Here is an 18,273-nt window from a genome sequence, read left to right as displayed (position 1 = left end):
ACGGGGGTAGAGTAGCGATCACACAGATTCAGTCAGCCGCATTCAAAATGATGGATTAAGAGGAGGAACGAACATGACAAATAAGTGGTTTCGCATGGCACTCGTATTTACATTAATCATTTCGATCCTGGCCGCATGCAGCGGAGGAGATAAAGAGGCAGCTCCCGAAACGGACGGAGACACAGCACCTCCAACGGCACCGGCAGATCCCGATCAATATGGAGATACAGGCGGCCTCGCGCTTCCATTGGTCGATAAACCGACAACGATCAATTGGATGGTCGTCAGCGAGAAAACCAACTTGAACGATTCCTTGCTTGCCAAGGAAATCGAGAAGCGAACCGGAATCAAAGTGAATTTCCAGGCTTATTCCTCGGCTACGTTTCAAGACAAACTGAAAGTAACCGTTGCATCCGGCAAGCTTCCGGACATTATCCATGGGCTGACGCCTCCGGAGCTGAAGAAGATCGGCAAACAGAAAGCGGTTGTTGCCATTAACGAATATCTCGACATGCTGCCGAACTTCAAAAAAATGTATGTGGACGAGAACCCATGGGTCATTCCGTCCTTCGGAGACGAATCCGGAAACATCTATACCTGGCCGGTTGCGAACATTAACCGTGACGTCAACCACGGCTTCCTGTACCGCAAAGATATTTTCGATGAGCTGGGTATCAAGGAATGGACGAATACCGATGAGTTTTACCAGGCTCTGAAAAAGTTGAAGGAAGCCTATCCGGATTCCTATCCTTACGCCTCCAAGACGAAGGAGCACATTTTCCGCGACTGGGCCTTCGGCTGGGGAATCGGCGGAGCCAACTATCCGACGTATTACGACGAGACGGCCAAGGTGTGGAAATACGCTACGATACAGCCAGAGCACAAAGAAATGCTCGACTTCATGAAGAAGCTGTACAACGAGGGACTCCTGGATCCGGAATTCATGACGGACACCGACGATTCCTGGACGGCGAAAATGACGTCAGGCAATAAATCTTTTGTGACCTATGACTGGATCGGACGTTTGGACCTGTTCTACAACCAGGTGAAGGATCAGAACCCGAATTATGACCTGAGATACGGAAATCCGGTTGGACCGACCGGCAACGGCAAGACGATCGAGAGCATCACGAACGGCTTCAGCATCGCGGTAGCAAACAACGACAACAAGGAAGCCGCCCTGAAGCTGCTCGACTACCTGACGAGCCCATCCGGCGCAACGCTGGTAACGATGGGCGTGGAAGGTGAGACGTTCAAGATGGAAGGCGATAAAGCCGTCTATCCGGAGCTGACCGATGTGCCGCTGGTGGATATCAGCGTGCTGGAGGACCGTTATGGTCTGTGGCTGCAAGGTCTGTATGTCAATTCCGATAAGCGCAGCGTGTACTTCAACTACACGGAGAAGGAGCAGGAGGCTCAGGATAAGCTGCTGAACGGCAATAAATTCGAGCCGCTGGATCCGGTTGTGAACTTTACGGATGACGAAACCGCAACGATTGCGGAAGTCCAAACCTCCCTGAAGAAATTAGCGGATGAATTTAACGCAAAATACATTCTGAACAAAAACTACGGCGATGCCGAGTGGCAGCAATGGCAGGTTCAGGCTGAGAAGCAGGGAGCCAAGCAGCTCGTCGATATTTTCAACGCAGCCCAGAAGAGATTGGATGAAGCCACGAATTAATCTGCAGAAGAAATAGGAGTGATGGCGGCATCCGGGTACCACGCTCGGGTGCTGCTCATCATCTTAAGGAGGGGACACCATGTCAAGTGCAGGGACAGAGACGAATCTCGCCAATCCCCGCGGCGGGCTTGGAAGAAGAATGGTTTCGGCCTTTCAGCATATGAAGCGGGACAGACAGCTGTTGATTTTGTTTATCCCGTGCCTGTTGTTTTATATTATTTTCCGATACGGTCCCCTGTACGGCTTAATCATTGCCTTCAAGGACTACAGCGTATTCACCGGCATCCTGGAGAGTGACTGGGTCGGGCTCAAGCATTTTGAGAAATTTTTCAACAGTCCGGATTTCTGGCTGTTGTTCAAGAATACGCTGCTTCTCGGCGTATATAATCTGATTTTCGGGTTTCCTTTTCCCATCATTCTGGCGATTCTCTTAAACGAGGTCAGAGTGAAATGGTTCAAAAAGTCGGTGCAAACACTCAGCTATCTGCCTTCATTCCTGTCGGTCGTCATTATCAGCAGCATGATCATCGACTTCCTGTCGCCCAATCAGGGGATCATTAACCAGCTTATCGCCGCGCTAGGTTTTGAGAAGACATACTTTCTCATAGAACCGAGCTGGTTTAGAACCATCTATGTTTCCTCGGATATCTGGGCAACCGTCGGTTATGAGGCCATCATCTATATGGCTGCGATCGCTGGGATTAGCCCGTCGCTTTACGAAGCGGCCAAGGTGGATGGTGCCAAAAGACGTCACATGATCTTCAGAATTACGATTCCCGCCATTCTTCCAACGATTATTATCATGTTTGTCTTGAAGACGGGATCGATGCTCCGGATCGGATACGAGAAGGTACTGCTGCTTTATAATCCGATGACCTACGAGGTAGCGGACGTATTCTCGACTTATGTCTACCGGAAAGGTCTTCTGGAGAGCAACTATAGCTATGGCGCAGCCGTGGGCTTGTTCGAAGCCGTGGTTGCCATGATATTGCTGCTGTCCTCCAACTACTTCAGCAAGCGGCTGGGAGGTAGCGGATTATGGTAAACAACAAACGCTTCAGCCTTCGGAATATCTCGTTGTTTGGCATCATCAATACGCTGATTCTGACATGCCTTGCCATTATTACCGTGTACCCTGTCGTGTATATCACCGCCGTTTCCCTCAGTGCGACTTCCGAAGTGGTGCAAGGGAATATCACCTTGTTTCCCAAGGGATTTAATCTGGACGCCTATGCCCAGGTTCTGAATGATGACCGGGTGCCGCGCGCCTACCTGAACACGATTTTTTATACCGCGCTCGGTACGACCATTAACCTGCTGCTTACGGCCGTAGCGGCTTATCCGCTCGCGCGCAAAAACTTTTTCGGACGCAAGTTCTTTCTGCTGGCAATCATCATGACGATGTTCCTGAATCCGGGGATCATTCCGAACTACCTGATCGTATCGGAGCTTGGCTTGCTGGACAGCGTATGGGCGCTCGTGCTTCCGAATGCGATTTGGACCTTTGAACTGTTAATCCTCAAAAGCTTCTACGAGAACATGTCGGAATCTCTGCGCGAGGCAGCCGTTGTTGACGGCGCTTCCGAGTACCGTATTCTGTTCCAGATCGTGCTTCCGCTGTCCAAACCGGCGCTGGCCTCAATCGGATTGTTTTACTTCATGGGACACTGGAACAGCTTCTTTATCCCGCTGATTTATCTGAACGATGCGAATATGTATCCGCTCCAGGTCGTGCTCAGGGATATGCTGATCTTCAGCGAGAACGGCAGCAACCCGAGTCTGGTGGATGCGTCGGCGCTTGCTCCGCAAGCCATGAAGAATGCAACCATCGTGCTGTCGATGATTCCGGTGCTGCTGATCTATCCGTTTGCCCAGAAGTATTTTGCCAAAGGGGTCATGCTTGGTTCCGAGAAGGGATAACGGGGAGGTGACGAGGGCTTTCATGTTGAATATGAAGGGATGACATCCAAGAGAGGTGAATCCGTATGAATCGATTGATCGCCAACAGAGGTTTGCTCCAGATTTTCTTCGCTCTGCAACTGGTCGTCGGCATCATGTTCATATTCAATTACATTGTGTACAAGAATTCCATTACCGGAATTTACGACAAGGTGAGCGAGAACAACCGGATGGTGATCAGAAATATCATTCAGTCGTTTGATACCAGTTTCTCCTCCGTAAACAACCTGATTTTTAATATCCATGCGCTTCCTTCTGACCGGATGCTGATGGAGAACGGCATGCTGGACATGGAGAAAGTCATTTCCTTGCAGGACAGCGTCTCCAGCATTGTGTCCAACGTGGACATCGTGGAGGATGTGGTCATCTCGTTCGACAATCATGATTTGGCCATTACGACGCGCGGAACCAGCAATCTCGACGCCTTGTTTGACAGGCGGTACAAGTCCCAGAAGTTCAACTCGATGTTCTGGAAGACGTTTACCCGATCGGAGCACGAGCTTACCATCTTTCCGGCAGAGGTTTATGCGGATCAGAGCAGCGGATATGGCCGTAATTTGATGATAGCCGTGGACGGCAACAAGGTCAGGATGTCGAACAAAAACCTCATGGTCCTGATCAACGTGAACCGGCTGCTGAAAGGGATCGATTTGAACTCGATGATTCCCGGCGCCTCGCTTATTGTGCTGGATGCGAACCGGAACGTCATCTTGAGCACCGAGAAGGATCTGGATTTGGTAGGTATTCTGAACGACGTATACTTTAACCCGTCGCAGGAAGCTTCCCTCACGCACGACGATTTTGAGTACAATTTCTACAAATCGGACTATAACGGTTTTATATATATCAATAAATTGCCGTACAAGTTTAAAAATATCGATTCCGTCACGAATGCCAATACGTGGATTATGTACGGCGCGATTGCGTTAAACGTTATCTTGTCGGTGCTGCTCAGTATCTATCTGTACCGGCCTGTGAAGAACATTGTGCAGCTGCTCGGAGGCAGTTCTCTGAAAGGGAATGATTTTGTAAAAATCCAGAGCGGCATCATCAAGGTCCAGCGGGAGAATGAATCCCTGAAGAAGCAGATGGACCTGGTGGATGAGGATATTCGCCGCGGCGTGTTTCTGCAAACGCTGGATGGCCATCACCATTCGCGCGAGCAGGAAATGCAGATGCAGAAGCATTACACGCATTTTTTCCAGTGCCGGCATTTCATGATGGCGGCCGTGTATTTGCAGCCTGCCGGCAAGGGAGCGGCCCAGGCGGATTTTGTCCTGGAGGAGTTGACGGCCCAGATTCGAAGCAGCCTGCAGGAACGCTACGAACATGTGGGGGTTTATCATGTGGAAGAGCTGAGATTCCTTGCGCTTATCGGTTTGGATCAGCCGTCGGACCGCAGGCAGCTGGTGCGGAAATTCGAAGACTATATCCGCCTGTGCAACCAGGAGTATACGGATATGTTCACGGTGTGGGGCTGCGTTAGCCGGACATATGAGTCCAAGATCAGCAACTGCTGCGAGGCATACCGGAACATTAAGGATGGCCGGTTATACCGGAATGTGAATGCGGACACGGATATGGTCGATACGGAGCAAATCCGCTACGTCCCGGATATTTATTATCCGCTTCAAAAGATTGAGAAGCTGAGCAACTGCATGCTGAGCGGCAAGGTGGACGAAGGACTCCAGATCGTGAGTGACATTGTTCAGCAGAATGCGGACCTTCACATCCATCATCATCAGCTGGTGCACATTGCGAAGAGTATGTTCTTTCTTGTCATGAAGCAGGCGGACTCGCCGTCCGTTGATCGCAATGAGCTGTTTCAGCTGGAGAGTGATTTCATCCGCAAGGTCGATCAAGCCTACACCTATGAAGAGATTCAGAAGGCGCTGATGGAAGTGATGCGCGTGGTGGCCAATACGCGGAACCATGATCCGCGGAGCAAGCTGAATCCCGCCTTCATCTCTCAATATATCGAGCTTCATTATATGGAGAATCTGTATTTGGACCATATGGCTGAAGTGCTGGATACCAGCTCGAAATATTTTTCGAATTATTTCAAGAAGACATTCGGCGTCAATTATGTGGAGTATTTGAACAAGGTCCGATTATCGCACGCCCGTGAATATCTCCGGAACACGGATCTCAGCATTGCCGAAATCGGAGAGAAAACGGGGTATTCGAACTCTTCCACATTTACGACAACGTTTAAGAAGTATAGCGGCGTATCGCCCAGCGAATATCGGAAAGCATCAGGAAAATAAGAGGTGGAGCAGGAGGGTTCATATTGAAGGCTGTTGCCACGATTCATGGAAAAGTGATCGTTGATCAAATCGAGAAGCCGGCTGAATTGCCGGCAGGCCATGTGCGGATTCGTACCGAATACTCGGCGGTCAGCCCGGGCACAGAGATGATTTTTATACGAAGAGCATCGGATCAAAAAGTCATTATGGGTTACAGCGCTGTTGGAATTGTCGAAGGCATGGGAGAAGGCGTGCAAGGGCTAACCGTTGGTCAACGGGTGGCCTGTTACGGAGCCCCTTACGTGCGTCATGCCCAGTGGCTTACGGTGCCTTCCAACCTAACAGCGATGGTTCCGGATGGCGTGGATCCGCAGGAAGCGGCTTTTGCGGGACTGGGAGCGATTGCGATCCATGCCCTGCGGGTGGCGGATCTGCGCTTTGGCGAATCGGCCGTGGTGGTCGGACTTGGCATCCTGGGGCAGATCATTGCCCAGATTGCGCACGCGGCGGCTTGCCCGGTTGCTGGATTTGACCTGAATCCGGAGCGGGTGCAGGGGATGAAGCAGCATATTGCCTATGCTTATGATAACCGGGAGCAGCTTGAGGAGCAGATTCAGGTTATGACGGGCGGACATGGAGCCGACAGCGTCATTCTGTGCGCAAGCGGTCCCGGGGAGGAACTCATCAACTCTTCGATGTCATGGATTCGGGATAAGGGAAAAGTCGTCATTGTCGGCGATTTGTCCATGACTTACGCCCGGGACCGGATGTTTGGCAAGGAGGCGCAGGTGCTCATATCGCGAGCAGGCGGTCCGGGCCGATACGACGCAAGCTATGAACTCAACAATACGGATTACCCGATCGGCTTTGTACGCTGGACGGAAGGCCGAAACATTGCCGAGTATATTCGTCTGTTGGCAGAAGGGAGAATATCGGTTAAACCGCTGATCTCGCATGTGGTCCCCGTGGATGAAGCGGACAAGGCTTATGAGCGGTATGGCCCCGGATCAACGACGCTGGGGACGATATTTAACTACGCGGACAACGCTTGAATGCCGGGAATGGGATTCCCGGCACAGGAATGAGAAGCGGAAACATGATAGCTGTCTTTCCGAGCAGTGATGCGCTGCAGAAAGGCAGCTTTTTGCTTGCGTCGAATCAAATCCGTCAAACTGTTAATTTACAATAATATACAATTCTATTATACTAGTAGTAGATATGAATAATATTTTTTGTTACATGGAGGCAGTTACATATCTAATCTTCTTGGTATTTATATATAAAAGCAGCGTTCCTCGTTTCCATCGATTATGGGAAGGGTGGTGGTTGATTCGAAACCGATTTACCAGGCTGTAGTGGTAATGGCTTTCCAATTCGAAAAACAAAGGAGCGAAGCGTGATGAAAGTATTCCGAAATTCGATCATCCGTAAGTCTGCTGTGTTGTTCTGCGCTGTTCTACTGATCTTGCCAGCCGGATTGTCTCTGGCGGCCAACAAGCCGTTTCCCCAGCATACGTCGTATACGAGCGGTTCGATTAAACCGAACAATGTGACGCAGTCAGCCATGGACAATGCGGTCAAGAGCAAATGGAACAGCTGGAAAGGGTCTTTCCTGAAGCCTGCAGCGACAGGGCAATATTACGTAAAATACAATTCGGCGGGCGAGACGGTGTCCGAGGCTCACGGCTACGGGATGCTCTTCACCGTTCTGATGGCGGGATACGATAGTAATGCCCAGTCGTATTTCGACGGACTTTATCGCTACTATAAAGCGCATCCGAGTAATAACAATCCGTATCTGATGGCTTGGAAGCAGAACAGCAGCTTTCAGAATATAGGGGGGGCCAATTCGGCAACGGACGGCGATATGGACATTGCCTACGCACTCCTGCTTGCGGACAAGCAGTGGGGAAGCAGCGGGGCGATCAATTACCTGCAGGCAGCAAAGGATATAATCAATGCCATCATGAGCAATGACGTTAATCAGTCGCAGTGGACGCTGCGCTTAGGCGATTGGGCAACAAGCGGCATCTTCGATACCGCCACGCGGCCATCGGATTTCATGCTGAACCATATGAAGGCATTCCGTGCGGCTACCGGCGATGCCCGTTGGGATAACGTCATTAACAAAACCTATACCATCATCAACTCCATCTATAACGGCTACAGCTCCAATACCGGCTTGCTTCCGGATTTCGTAGTCATGTCGGGCAGCTATTATCAGCCTGCAGAAGCGGGATTCCTGGAGGGGGCAAATGACGGGAAGTATTATTATAATTCGTCCCGGACCCCTTGGCGGATTACGACCGACTATCTGATGACGGGCGATACCCGCGCGCTGAATCAATTGAACAAGATGAACACGTTCATTAAATCAGCCGCAAGCAGCAATCCTGCCAACATCAAGGCAGGGTATAACCTGAACGGCACCGCGCTGGTGACTTATAACAGCGGGGCGTTCTATGCTCCTTTTGGCGTAAGTGCGATGACTTCGTCCAGCCACCAGAGCTGGCTGAATTCGGTATGGAGTTACACGGCGAATGCATCCGCCGAGGGATATTATGAGGAAAGCATCAAACTGTTCTCGATGATCGTCATGTCAGGTAACTGGTGGACATATTAGCGCATAACGCCCTTTAATTTTATATAAGCATAAAACAAAACCCTGATCCGCATTGGATCAGGGTTTTGTTAGGTCTTTCCTACTAATAATTGATTTGTAGCAATAAATAATAAGAATTTGCATTGATATTTCATGCCGAGCAGTGTTAATATCTTATCAAATATAAAACATTTTATATTAATCTAAACTAAACAGCAACGAATTTACGAAACTAAACATCTCGGTTTTACATTTATGAAAGGGTTTACAAAAAAAATCGGGAACGAAGGGAGAATCATATGCACAAGAGCATGCTGAGTAAGACGGCTGCGGCAGGGATAGCCGCAGTTTTAATGGTGGGAGGTTTAGGCGCTTCAGGCCAAGGTCCTGCAGTGAGCGGTCCTGAGGTATACGCGCAGGAGGCGCAAGAGGCGCAGGAGAAGCAGGTGAAAAAGGGGGAGAAAGCGCCTATATTCCGAGAGGCATCCGTCCATGATCCGTCCGTCATCAAGACAGGGGATACATACTATGTGTTCGGTTCTCATCTGGCCGCCGCCAAATCGAAGGATCTGATGAGCTGGGACATGGTGGCGTCGGGGGTCTCGAATGGCAACCCGCTGATTCCGAACGTGACGGAGGAATTGAAAGAAACGCTGGAATGGGCGCAGAGCGATACCTTGTGGGCAGCCGATGTGATTCAGCTTGCCGACGGCAAATTCTATATGTACTACAATGCTTGCAAAGGGGATTCCCCCCGCTCGGCTATGGGCGTCGCGGTAGCTGATCAGATCGAAGGCCCGTATAAGGACACCGGCATTATTCTGAAATCCGGCATGTGGGGCGAGATCAGTGAGGATGGAACCGTCTATGATGCAACGAAGCACCCGAATGTGGTGGATCCGGATGTGTTCTTTGATAAGAACGGCAAGCTGTGGATGGTATACGGCTCCTATTCCGGCGGGATTTTTATAATGGAGCTGGATCCGAAGACCGGAAAACCGCTCCCTGGGCAGGGATACGGCAAGAAGCTGCTCGGCGGCAATCACAGCCGGATTGAAGGGCCGTACATGCTCTACAACCCGACCACGGACTATTACTACCTGTATCTGTCGTACGGGGGATTGGATGCGGTTGGCGGCTACAATATGCGGGTCGTCCGTTCCAAAAATCCGGACGGTCCTTTCTTCGATGCGGAGGGCAACGATATGAGAGAGGTGAAGGCCGATCCTTCCCTTCCGATCTTTGATGACCGATCGATTGAGCCGTATGGCGTGAAACTGATGGGGAACTACTTGTTCAAGCGCTTGATCGGCGATCCTGGAACGGGGATCGGCACCGGGGCCGTATCGCCGGGCCATAACTCCGTCTATTATGATGAACAGAGCGGAAGAACATTCCTTATCTTTCACAGCCGCTTTCCGCAGCGGGGGGAAGAGCATGAAATCCGGGTGCATGAATTGTATATGAACCAGGACGGCTGGCCGGTAGCGGCTCCATATCGCTATGCGGGTGAGGAAGCCAACGAAGCCAAGAAAATTACGCCGAATGATGCAGCCGGAGACTACAAGCTGATTCAACACGGGAAAGATATTTCGTCCGTGATAAAAGAATCGATGCCAATTGAGCTTCATAAGAACGGTAAAGTGACAGGCGGAGCATCCGGGACATGGAAGATCAGCGGAAAGCGGGATGTGCTGCTTACTCTGGATGGAAAGAGTTATAAAGGCGTACTGACTCAGCAGTGGGACCCGGAAGGGAAGCGGAAGGCGATGACCTTTACGGCTCTCTCGGCCGATGGCACCGCTGTGTGGGGCGCACGTCAGCTTGATCGAAGCGACAAGGAAATCGTGGATGCCGTGCAGAAGGACTTGTCCCTCGGGGATGTGAGCGGGGTTTTCTACGATCTTGATCTGCCGTCAGAGGCTTCCGGCGGTGCGGTTATTCGCTGGAGTTCCTCTCATTCCCAGGTCGTATCAGCGGAAGGGAAGGTCCAACGTCCTGCTGCCGGGGCCGGGGACGCGAAGGTTACGCTGACCGCTCAGATTACGAAAGGCAAAGCGAAGACTTCCAAGACCTTTGACGTGACCGTGTTGCAGCAGTCAGCAGGGCCGCTGCTGCTGAATTACCCATTCAGTGAGAATGAGGGCGGCTCGGTAATAGACAACTCGGATAATGGATTTCATGGCAAGGTCCTTGGAGGAGTTAAGTGGAATGAGAAGAGCCGGCAGGGAGGCGGAATGGACTTTGGCGGCTCGGACGGCTATATTGAACTGCCGAACCGGGTTGCGGATACAGAGGACTTTACCTTTGCTGCTTGGGTATATTGGAAGGGTGGAGCACCGTGGCAGAGAGTGCTGGACGTGGGGAACGGACTTGCCAGGCATATGTTTCTGACACCATCCCAGCATTCGGGCGTTCTTCAATTCACGCTGCATGGCAGCATGGGAGATCAGAGTCTCTTGGCAAAGGCACCACTGCCGAGCAATGAATGGACGCATGTTGCGGTCACGCTGCAAGGGGATGCCGGTAAGCTGTACGTGAACGGTCAAGTCGTAGCATCCGGTGATCATATGAAGCTAAATCCAAATGAACTGCTGGCAACGGAAGCTTATTTAGGTAAAAGCCGGTTTGCGGCCGACCCTTATTTTAACGGGAGCTTGGATGAGGTGCGGATTTACAATGTGGCGCTAACCGACAGTGAAATCAAGAAGCTGGCGGAATGACTTAGCAGCTGACCTGAGGATATCCCTTGCTCTGACCGTTCATAAATAAAGAAAAGGGAAGGGATGAGCCCAAAATATAGGGCGCAGTATAAAATAATGCGTGATATATGAATCCTGTTGTAAAACAAAGACGGCCCTTCTAAAAGGGCCGTCTTTGAGGCGTTTATATCAATACTGTTGAATTATTTTACCGCGTATCCGACCGATTCGCCTTCGACCAAGGTGACGTAGATGCGTTCATTCTCAACGGTTTCCCCGGCGATCAGCTTGATCAGTTGTTCGGCTGCGAGGGCCCCCCACTTGCGTTTGGAGTAATCGATCGTTGCCAAGCGCGGCTGCATATAGCGGGTCAGCTCGATATTATCAAAGCCGATCAGATGAATCTGCTCGCCAATCATCAGAGAAGAAGTTTCGGTTATCTGGTTGTAAAGTCCGATCGCCATTTCATCATTTAGGCAGAATACGGCTACCGGATGCTTATACTCCTCAATGATTCGTTTAGCCGCTTTTTCACCGCCGCTTTTTTTGAAATCTCCCTCGATTTCGACCCACTCGATGTTATCTACCCGGTCTTGTGCCTGTTTAATGGCCTTCATCCGCTGCATGGAGTCGAAGGATCCGGGCGGACCGGTAACGATATAAATCTTTTGATGCTTGCGTTCGATCAAATATTCCATGGCCAACGTGGCGCCTGCTTTATTGTCCAGGAGCACCTGGTTAATGTTTTTATGATCGAGCTCTCGGTCCAGAACGACTATTTTGTGATTACGGTCCGCATATTCTAGCAGCTCCTCGCTTTCGAAGGCCTGATCCAGAATAATGGCACCGTCAATCATTCGTTCGGGAAGCATCCGGTGGGACTGCTTGCCGCTGCATACAATCAGATCATATCCTTGAGCGTTGGCTACTTCCTTCATCCCGTCTAGAAGATCTCCGTACACATCTCCTTTGAAATCGGTCAGAAAGACGCCTATAATTTTGGACTCTCGCTTTTTTAGCGTTCTGGCCGCCGCATTCGGCGTATAGTTCAGCTCCTGGGCAATGGCCAAAATACGAGAGCTCGTCTCATCCGTTACTTTGCTGCTGCCGTTAAGGGCATAAGATACGGTCGATATCGAAACACCGGCTTTTTTTGCGATATCCTTTATACTTACCAATTTCCTCGCTCCTCCGCTCGTAAACCAATCCCTACTGGGAACTTATTCTTGGGTGCTATAGTCATGGCGCTATGTCGTTTGGGCGGGATTCGCATGCAGATTACATGAAAATCTCAACCCTGTTATGTTCCTGGATCATCTCTTCAAAATGCTGTCTTGAAACCCGCAGGCCGCCTTTACGGTAAGGATTGGCCATTCGCTCTGCCGCCAGCTCGCTGCCGTTCATCACGATGCGGCTGACCGAATTACCTGTAACGTGGTAGACAAAAGTTACCGGGGTTCCGGCGAACTCATAATCGAAATGGAGGCCATCCATGCTGGCAGGCATGACCGGATCCAATATGAGGTCTCCGCGGTCCTGACGGATGCCGAGGGCATTGGAGATCAGCTGATTCATGTAGATTCCCGGTCCGCTGGAATAAATACGCCAGCCGCCTTTAACCTCCACTTTTCCGCTGCGCAGATCCTCGAAATGCTCTTGGGCCTCGTAACGGGTATTGAACTTGCCGTCAGAGCTGCTGAAATAAGCATTGCTTTGGCGGATCGCCGCATTCGGCACGACCTCCTGAATCCCGACAGGATTGATCGTTTCAAGTCCTTTCCATACATCCTCGCCATGTCCAAGCTTAGCCATGGCTTCGATGTAGCGAATGTGGGCATGTACGTACTGCAGGCCCACCTCACGCCCGAAGTTTGCGGCCTGCTCCGCCCGTTTGAAATGCGTGCTTACGCCGCCTTCATAGGAGGCCGGGCGGTTCATCAGGCGTACGCCGTCAGGGAACAGCAGGGTGCTCTGAATGAGCTCGTAATGGGCACGGGCTTGCTCCGGCTCAAGCAGCTCGGCAATCATGCTGCGTGTCATTGGAAGCAGACGGTACTGGATGCCGGTATCCTGGTCTTCCGGATGCAGCATCAATTTAGGGTGATCCGGATCCTCCAGATAGAGGAATCCAGGGATAACATCATTGTTCAGCATGTACCGCTTGAAATCCTGCCCGATGTTCGATGCGATTTCAGATAATGCGTCCGCCAGCTCCTGATCAAACGATTGCAGAGCCGAAGAAAGCTGCCTCATCGTCTGATACGTGAGGGCTACGGTCCAGCTGCTGACCATGAACTGCTTCAGCTGCGCGTTAGCGGGCTGAAGGGTGTCGTCCCAGTCCCCATCCCCGTAGGAGGACAGATGCGTATCATGCAGGAAGTGGCTGCGTATATAGTCAATTTCTTTTTTGGCATGCTCCAGAATAGATGCCTTATTCTCTGTAAACTGGAAGGAGTGCTTAAGGGTATAAGGCACCTTCTCCTCCAAAATACTAAAGTCCTGTGTCACTGTTAAATAATCGCTCAGTACTTTCAGCGGCCACACAATGATATCCCCGTGGCTTTCTTCCTGCTGTATGGCGAAATAGCGGTCGAACATAAACCACTGCGGCCAGTTTCCGTCATCTTCGTATTGATGACAGTATACCATTTTGAGAATATCCCTTACTTGTTCATATTTCTGCGTGGCCATAAAATACTCGACAGGTCCCTGGCAGACGTCCCGTGTTCCCCAAGCCGCACCGCCGTACTGCTCCAAACCATGGGGGGAGGAATAGTGGACGAACATGTTATGGGTATACCACCAGGCAAGTGCGTTCACCTTGAACAGCTCGTCGCTGCCGTCTTCAGAACGCGAGAGATGAAAGCCATTCATGACACGGCGGTAGAACTCTCGGTAACGAATAATTTCTTCTGATGCGCTGCGCGGCAGGTTGGCGATACGCTCACCTTCCAGAAGGCCCTGCATCGTAAGCGTCCAATCGCTTGAGCCGTCCAGGCGGAGGGTGACGAGGGAGGAAGAGCCCGGTGTTATGCCGTCGGCCATAACGGTTTCATCTCCAACGGTTACCTTTGCACCATCGATCCATAGGCGATATTTCAGTTCCGGGTAAGCCCCGGCGGATACCGGATTCGTATCGCCGTGGAACGTAAGCACTCCGGCTTCCTCCGTCATGCGTACCGGTGTTTCGTATTCATTCACGTTCATGGTCACATGATTGGTAACCAGGTAATTGTACGGAATTCCGCTTTCCGATTGGACATGCAGGCGCACCTCGGGTGCATCCAGCAGCGTGTAGTTCGTGATGATCAGCATGTCATCCTCGGTTTTATAGTACCAACGGACATAATTGAAGCCCATTTCGAACATGGACGGCATGGTCAGCAGCCGATACGTTCCGTCCTTCTCCACATAAATCCGCTGTCCCGCTGTTTTTGGTACATTAAGTGCGCTGCGTGCATTGCTCATCATTTTATTCATGTTGGTGTTGCCAACGACGACATGAGAGTTGAAGATGCCGTACATGAAGGAGGTGGTCGCCATGACTTTGGCGCCAAGCTTCAGGTTGTCTCCGCTCAGAAGAATGTGCCCGTGCGGTCGTTCTGCAAGCATTTCCTTGTGCTTCATGACAATATGCTCATAAGTGTCTGTAAAGAAAGCCAGCAGACTGCCGTCTTTTCGCTCCTCTTGGTGTCTTGCATTCTGCGGAAAACGCACGTTTATTTCCTCTTCCGACAACTCGAGTGTTTCAAGCGGCTTTCCAATGGACGGTTTGAGTCGAACGGGAGGGAGGGGGTTCAGGCTTATAGCTTGTGCTCTGTTTTCATAGGTATGCCAAGCTTGTTTAACCTCTTCCAAGTATTCAAGCTCTTCTACAGCCGAAGGATGATCCCCTTTAAAGAGGCCGTAAAATACAAAGCGTTCCTCTCCGTCCAGCGTCTTTTGTTCGGACTGGAGTCCGATATACGCAAATTCATATTGATAAACCTCAGAGGCTAACTGTTCCTGGCTCAGGCAGACCGGCGTATTGGTCGCTTTGTACGGCAGGCCGAAGAACTGAAAGCCGTCCGTGGAAAAGCTTGAGGCGCCCGTGAGGGATCCCTGCTGAAGATAAGGGAAGGCTCCGGCCTGCGGCTGGTTCTGACGGGAGCATACCACATAACCCAGCTCCCTGTTCTCGAAGACGCGGTGGTCGATATATTGGGAAAGATAAGATTCGTTGCTGCGTACCGCTCCGGCATCGGCAATGCCGATATCCTGCCCATAAATCATGTCGATGACGGTCCCTTGTCCGCGAGTCTGGACGTCCCAGAACCAGATCCCGTTTGGATGAAGAAGGAAAGAAACCTTATATTCAACGGATTCAGCAGTACCTTCCCAAACGATGACTCCATCCGCCGTACTAACCTTGCTGCGGGAATGGATGCCGAGCAGCGGATAAGAGGTGATGCCGGACTCACTGTGAATCCGCAAATATATATTGTTCATCGAACCGTCCAGTGGACTTGCAACCAGTTGGTTGATCATTGTTCTGCCGCTTACGGCTTGATATAAATCACCGCTTTGCCAAAAGGTAAAGCGGTGGTTACCCGCGTGAATGTTTATCTGGTCTTGTGTAATGGTTGTCATAGGGTAGATCACTCCTCCTATCCCGGCAATAACCGCTCGATCCGGACGCTACTGCCAAGGCAGCTATGCTGTAGTCTGAAATATGAAAGTAAAGGAACAGGGTTATATAAGCTTAAAGGCAGCTTGGAGCGTATCCCGGCTGTTAGGGCCGATAAACAATTGGAAGCTCCCGGGATCACTTGTAAAGCGGAGATCGCTGTGGTGGTACCGGAGCATGTCCTCGCTGATGGAAAACTCGACCATTTTGGTTTCACCCGGCTGAAGCTCCAGCCGTTGGAATCCCTTTAGCTCCCGCAGCGGTCGAACGACTTCGCCCGTTATATCCCGAATATACAGCTGAACGGTTTCGATACCCGTTCTTGTACCCGTATTGGTTACCTCAACGCTTGCGGTTAGGTGCTGTTCTGCCGTCATTTCACTGCCGGAGATGTGAAGCCCACCATATTCAAAGCAGGTATAAGATAGACCGTATCCGAATGGCAGCAGGGGCTCGTTAGGACTGTCTATATATTTGGATACATAGCGTTCGCCGGTTTTGGATGGATCCATCGGACGGCCTGTGTTAAAGGCGTTGTAATAGACGGGAATCTGTCCGGCTGAATGCGGGAATGACATCGTAAGTCTTCCGGATGGATTGGCGCGTCCGATTAATAGATCAGCAATGGCGGCCCCGCCTTCGCTGCCCGGGAACCAGACCTCAAGCACGGCATCCGCTTCGTCGAAAACACCGTGCAGATCCAGCGGGCGGCCGTTAAAGATGACAGCGGCAATCGGCTTGCCCAGCTTCTTCAGGTGCTTAACCAGCTCGAGCTGCACCTCCGGCAGAGTGATATCTGTGCGTGAGCCGCCTTCACCGCTCATGGTGGACTCCTCACCCAGGGCGAGAACGATGACATCTGCTTCGCGGGCAGCCTCCAATGCTTTTTCCAACTGCTCTGCAGTCATCGTATCAAAGCCGCATCCGGACGCCGTAGTAAGGTTGCCGCTCACGCGCTCCCGCATGGCAGTTCCGAGCTGCACCGCATCCTCCTTGGCGCCGACACAGGACCACCATCCAAGGATGTCTTCATGGTCCGCAAACGGACCGATCAAGGCAATGCTGGAATCGGGCTGCAGCGGAAGAACGCTGTTATTCTTGAGAAGAACGCTGGATTTGACAGCGAGATCGTAGGCGGCACGCCGATGCTCATCGCAGAAAAGCACCTCGCGCTCACGTTCCGGATCTGCGCCGCGGAACGGATTCTCAAACAACCCAAGCTTATTTTTCAACTGGAGAATACGAAGAACTGCTTCATCAATCAACGATTCGTCGATTCGCCCGCTCTCGATCAGCTGCGGCAGATGCTGGACATAACAGGGGGTCATCATTTCAATGTCGACGCCTGCGCGCATGGCCCGGTAGGCTGCTTCACAGTCATCCTCTGCGGCCCCGTGAGCAATCATTTCCCGGATGGAAGCCCAGTCGGAGATGAGAATGCCCTCAAAGCCCCATTCGTCCCGCAAAATACCGCGCATCAGCTTTTCATTGCCGGAAGCCGGTATACCGTCAACGGTATTGAAGGAGGCCATCACCATCTCACAGCCTTCATCCAGAGCGGCTTTATAAGCTGGAAGGTAATACTCGCGCAGTTGTCTCTCTGACATGTCCACTGTGTTATAATCACGGCCGCCCTCCGCGGCGCCGTATGCGGCAAAGTGCTTGACGCAAGCAGCGAGGCGTTCGTTATCCTCTGCAAGCTCGCTTCCCTGATATCCGCGCACGAAAGCTCTGGCGAACAAGCTGTTCAGATACGGATCTTCACCTGTCGTTTCCATGACTCTTCCCCAGCGCGGATCGCGTACCAGGTCAACCATCGGCGCGAACGTGACATGAATGCCGGAGACGGCGGATTCCCGGGCGGCGATCTCCGCGCTTTTCTCGGCTAGTTCAAGATCCCAGGAACAGCCGATCGCAAGCGGGATGGGGAAGATGGTTTTAAAGCCGTGGACTACATCCGCCATGAACAAGAGCGGTATCCCGAGACGGCTTTTTTTCAAATAATCCTGCTGTAATGCTATGATCGAAGCTGCCCCTGAAAGACCGAGTACCGAGCCGCTGGCCCGGACCATCTCTCCGGTAATTCCCATTTCCTCCATAGGGCCTGTAATTTGACTTTGATCTTCTGTGCCTTCATGAAGATTTGCGGTAAGCTGCAGCAATTGAGATATTTTCTCTTCGAGCGTCATCTTCGTTAGAAGGTCGTTAATTTGCTTCTGGTCCATGTAATTCCCTCCACTTTTTTATATATAAGAGAACAGATTGGCTGAAGACGGACGAACGGATATATCCTTCTCCTTTCTCAGGAGCCTGTACAACATTGGATCGTGCTCAGTTGTGCAAGCTCCTCATTCAGAAGAATGAAGGACGGCAGAAGTGAAGAACCCGGCTGCATCTTAAATCCTGCACACCGGGTT

General features: G+C 51.3%; 10 protein-coding genes. 7 read left to right on the top strand and 3 right to left on the bottom strand.

The annotated features are described in order from the left end of the window. Nucleotides 1–73 precede the first annotated feature (73 nt). The 7 genes from AK95_RS23095 (at nt 74) to abnB (ending at nt 11,211) form a co-directional block, all read left to right on the top strand. Nucleotides 74–1,681: an ABC transporter substrate-binding protein gene (locus AK95_RS23095; RefSeq protein WP_071222253.1), complete on the top strand. Its 1,608-nt coding sequence runs from the start codon at nt 74–76 to the stop codon at nt 1,679–1,681. Between the two features lie 79 nt (nt 1,682–1,760). Next, entirely contained in the window at nt 1,761–2,726 is a 966-nt protein-coding gene (locus AK95_RS23090) for an ABC transporter permease (RefSeq protein ID WP_083397714.1), read from the top strand. Further along, nucleotides 2,720–3,601: a carbohydrate ABC transporter permease gene (locus AK95_RS23085; protein WP_071222252.1), complete on the top strand. Its 882-nt coding sequence runs from the start codon at nt 2,720–2,722 to the stop codon at nt 3,599–3,601. Before AK95_RS23090 ends, AK95_RS23085 begins: the two co-directional genes overlap by 7 nt. 65 nt (nt 3,602–3,666) lie before the next feature. Beyond that, nucleotides 3,667–5,907 (top strand): helix-turn-helix domain-containing protein, encoded by a 2,241-nt coding sequence (locus tag AK95_RS23080; protein ID WP_071222251.1) that lies wholly within the window; start codon nt 3,667–3,669, stop codon nt 5,905–5,907. 23 nt (nt 5,908–5,930) lie between these two features. Next, nucleotides 5,931–6,938, top strand: coding sequence for a zinc-dependent alcohol dehydrogenase (locus AK95_RS23075; RefSeq protein ID WP_071222250.1), 1,008 nt, complete (start codon nt 5,931–5,933; stop codon nt 6,936–6,938). Between the two features lie 347 nt (nt 6,939–7,285). Next, nucleotides 7,286–8,509: a family 8 glycosyl hydrolase gene (locus tag AK95_RS23070; RefSeq protein ID WP_071222249.1), complete on the top strand. Its 1,224-nt coding sequence runs from the start codon at nt 7,286–7,288 to the stop codon at nt 8,507–8,509. A 278-nt stretch (nt 8,510–8,787) separates the two neighbouring features. Next, nucleotides 8,788–11,211: an arabinan endo-1,5-alpha-L-arabinosidase AbnB gene (gene abnB, locus AK95_RS23065; RefSeq protein ID WP_071222248.1), complete on the top strand. Its 2,424-nt coding sequence runs from the start codon at nt 8,788–8,790 to the stop codon at nt 11,209–11,211. 182 nt (nt 11,212–11,393) lie between these two features. Here the strand turns inward: abnB and AK95_RS23060 are convergent, their stop codons facing one another. From AK95_RS23060 to bglX, 3 genes are all read right to left on the bottom strand, one after another. Further along, nucleotides 11,394–12,368 (bottom strand): LacI family DNA-binding transcriptional regulator, encoded by a 975-nt coding sequence (locus tag AK95_RS23060; protein WP_071222247.1) that lies wholly within the window; start codon nt 12,366–12,368, stop codon nt 11,394–11,396. Nucleotides 12,369–12,468: 100 nt separating this feature from the next. Continuing rightward, nucleotides 12,469–15,819 carry a GH36-type glycosyl hydrolase domain-containing protein gene (locus tag AK95_RS23055; RefSeq protein WP_071222246.1) on the bottom strand — a complete coding sequence of 1,117 codons (3,351 nt, stop codon included), beginning with the start codon at nt 15,817–15,819 and terminating at the stop codon, nt 12,469–12,471. 102 nt (nt 15,820–15,921) lie between these two features. Next, a complete protein-coding gene (bglX, locus tag AK95_RS23050) occupies nt 15,922–18,081 on the bottom strand; it encodes a beta-glucosidase BglX (RefSeq protein WP_071222245.1) in 2,160 nt (719 codons plus the stop codon). Between the last annotated feature and the right edge of the window lie 192 nt (nt 18,082–18,273).

The organism is Paenibacillus sp. LC231, assembly GCF_001860525.1.
Lineage (GTDB): Bacteria > Bacillota > Bacilli > Paenibacillales > Paenibacillaceae > Paenibacillus_AQ.
Note: the sequence above shows the minus strand (reverse complement) of the source record. Positions and strands in the feature narration are given on the sequence as shown.

Coding starts and splice junctions, on each gene's coding strand:
- AK95_RS23055 (WP_071222246.1), bottom strand. CDS start 15,819: ATGACAACCATTACACAAGACCAGATAAACATTCACGCGGGTAACCAC.
- AK95_RS23085 (WP_071222252.1), top strand. CDS start 2,720: ATGGTAAACAACAAACGCTTCAGCCTTCGGAATATCTCGTTGTTTGGC.
- AK95_RS23070 (WP_071222249.1), top strand. CDS start 7,286: ATGAAAGTATTCCGAAATTCGATCATCCGTAAGTCTGCTGTGTTGTTC.
- AK95_RS23095 (WP_071222253.1), top strand. CDS start 74: ATGACAAATAAGTGGTTTCGCATGGCACTCGTATTTACATTAATCATT.
- abnB (WP_071222248.1), top strand. CDS start 8,788: ATGCACAAGAGCATGCTGAGTAAGACGGCTGCGGCAGGGATAGCCGCA.
- AK95_RS23090 (WP_083397714.1), top strand. CDS start 1,761: ATGTCAAGTGCAGGGACAGAGACGAATCTCGCCAATCCCCGCGGCGGG.
- bglX (WP_071222245.1), bottom strand. CDS start 18,081: ATGGACCAGAAGCAAATTAACGACCTTCTAACGAAGATGACGCTCGAA.
- AK95_RS23080 (WP_071222251.1), top strand. CDS start 3,667: ATGAATCGATTGATCGCCAACAGAGGTTTGCTCCAGATTTTCTTCGCT.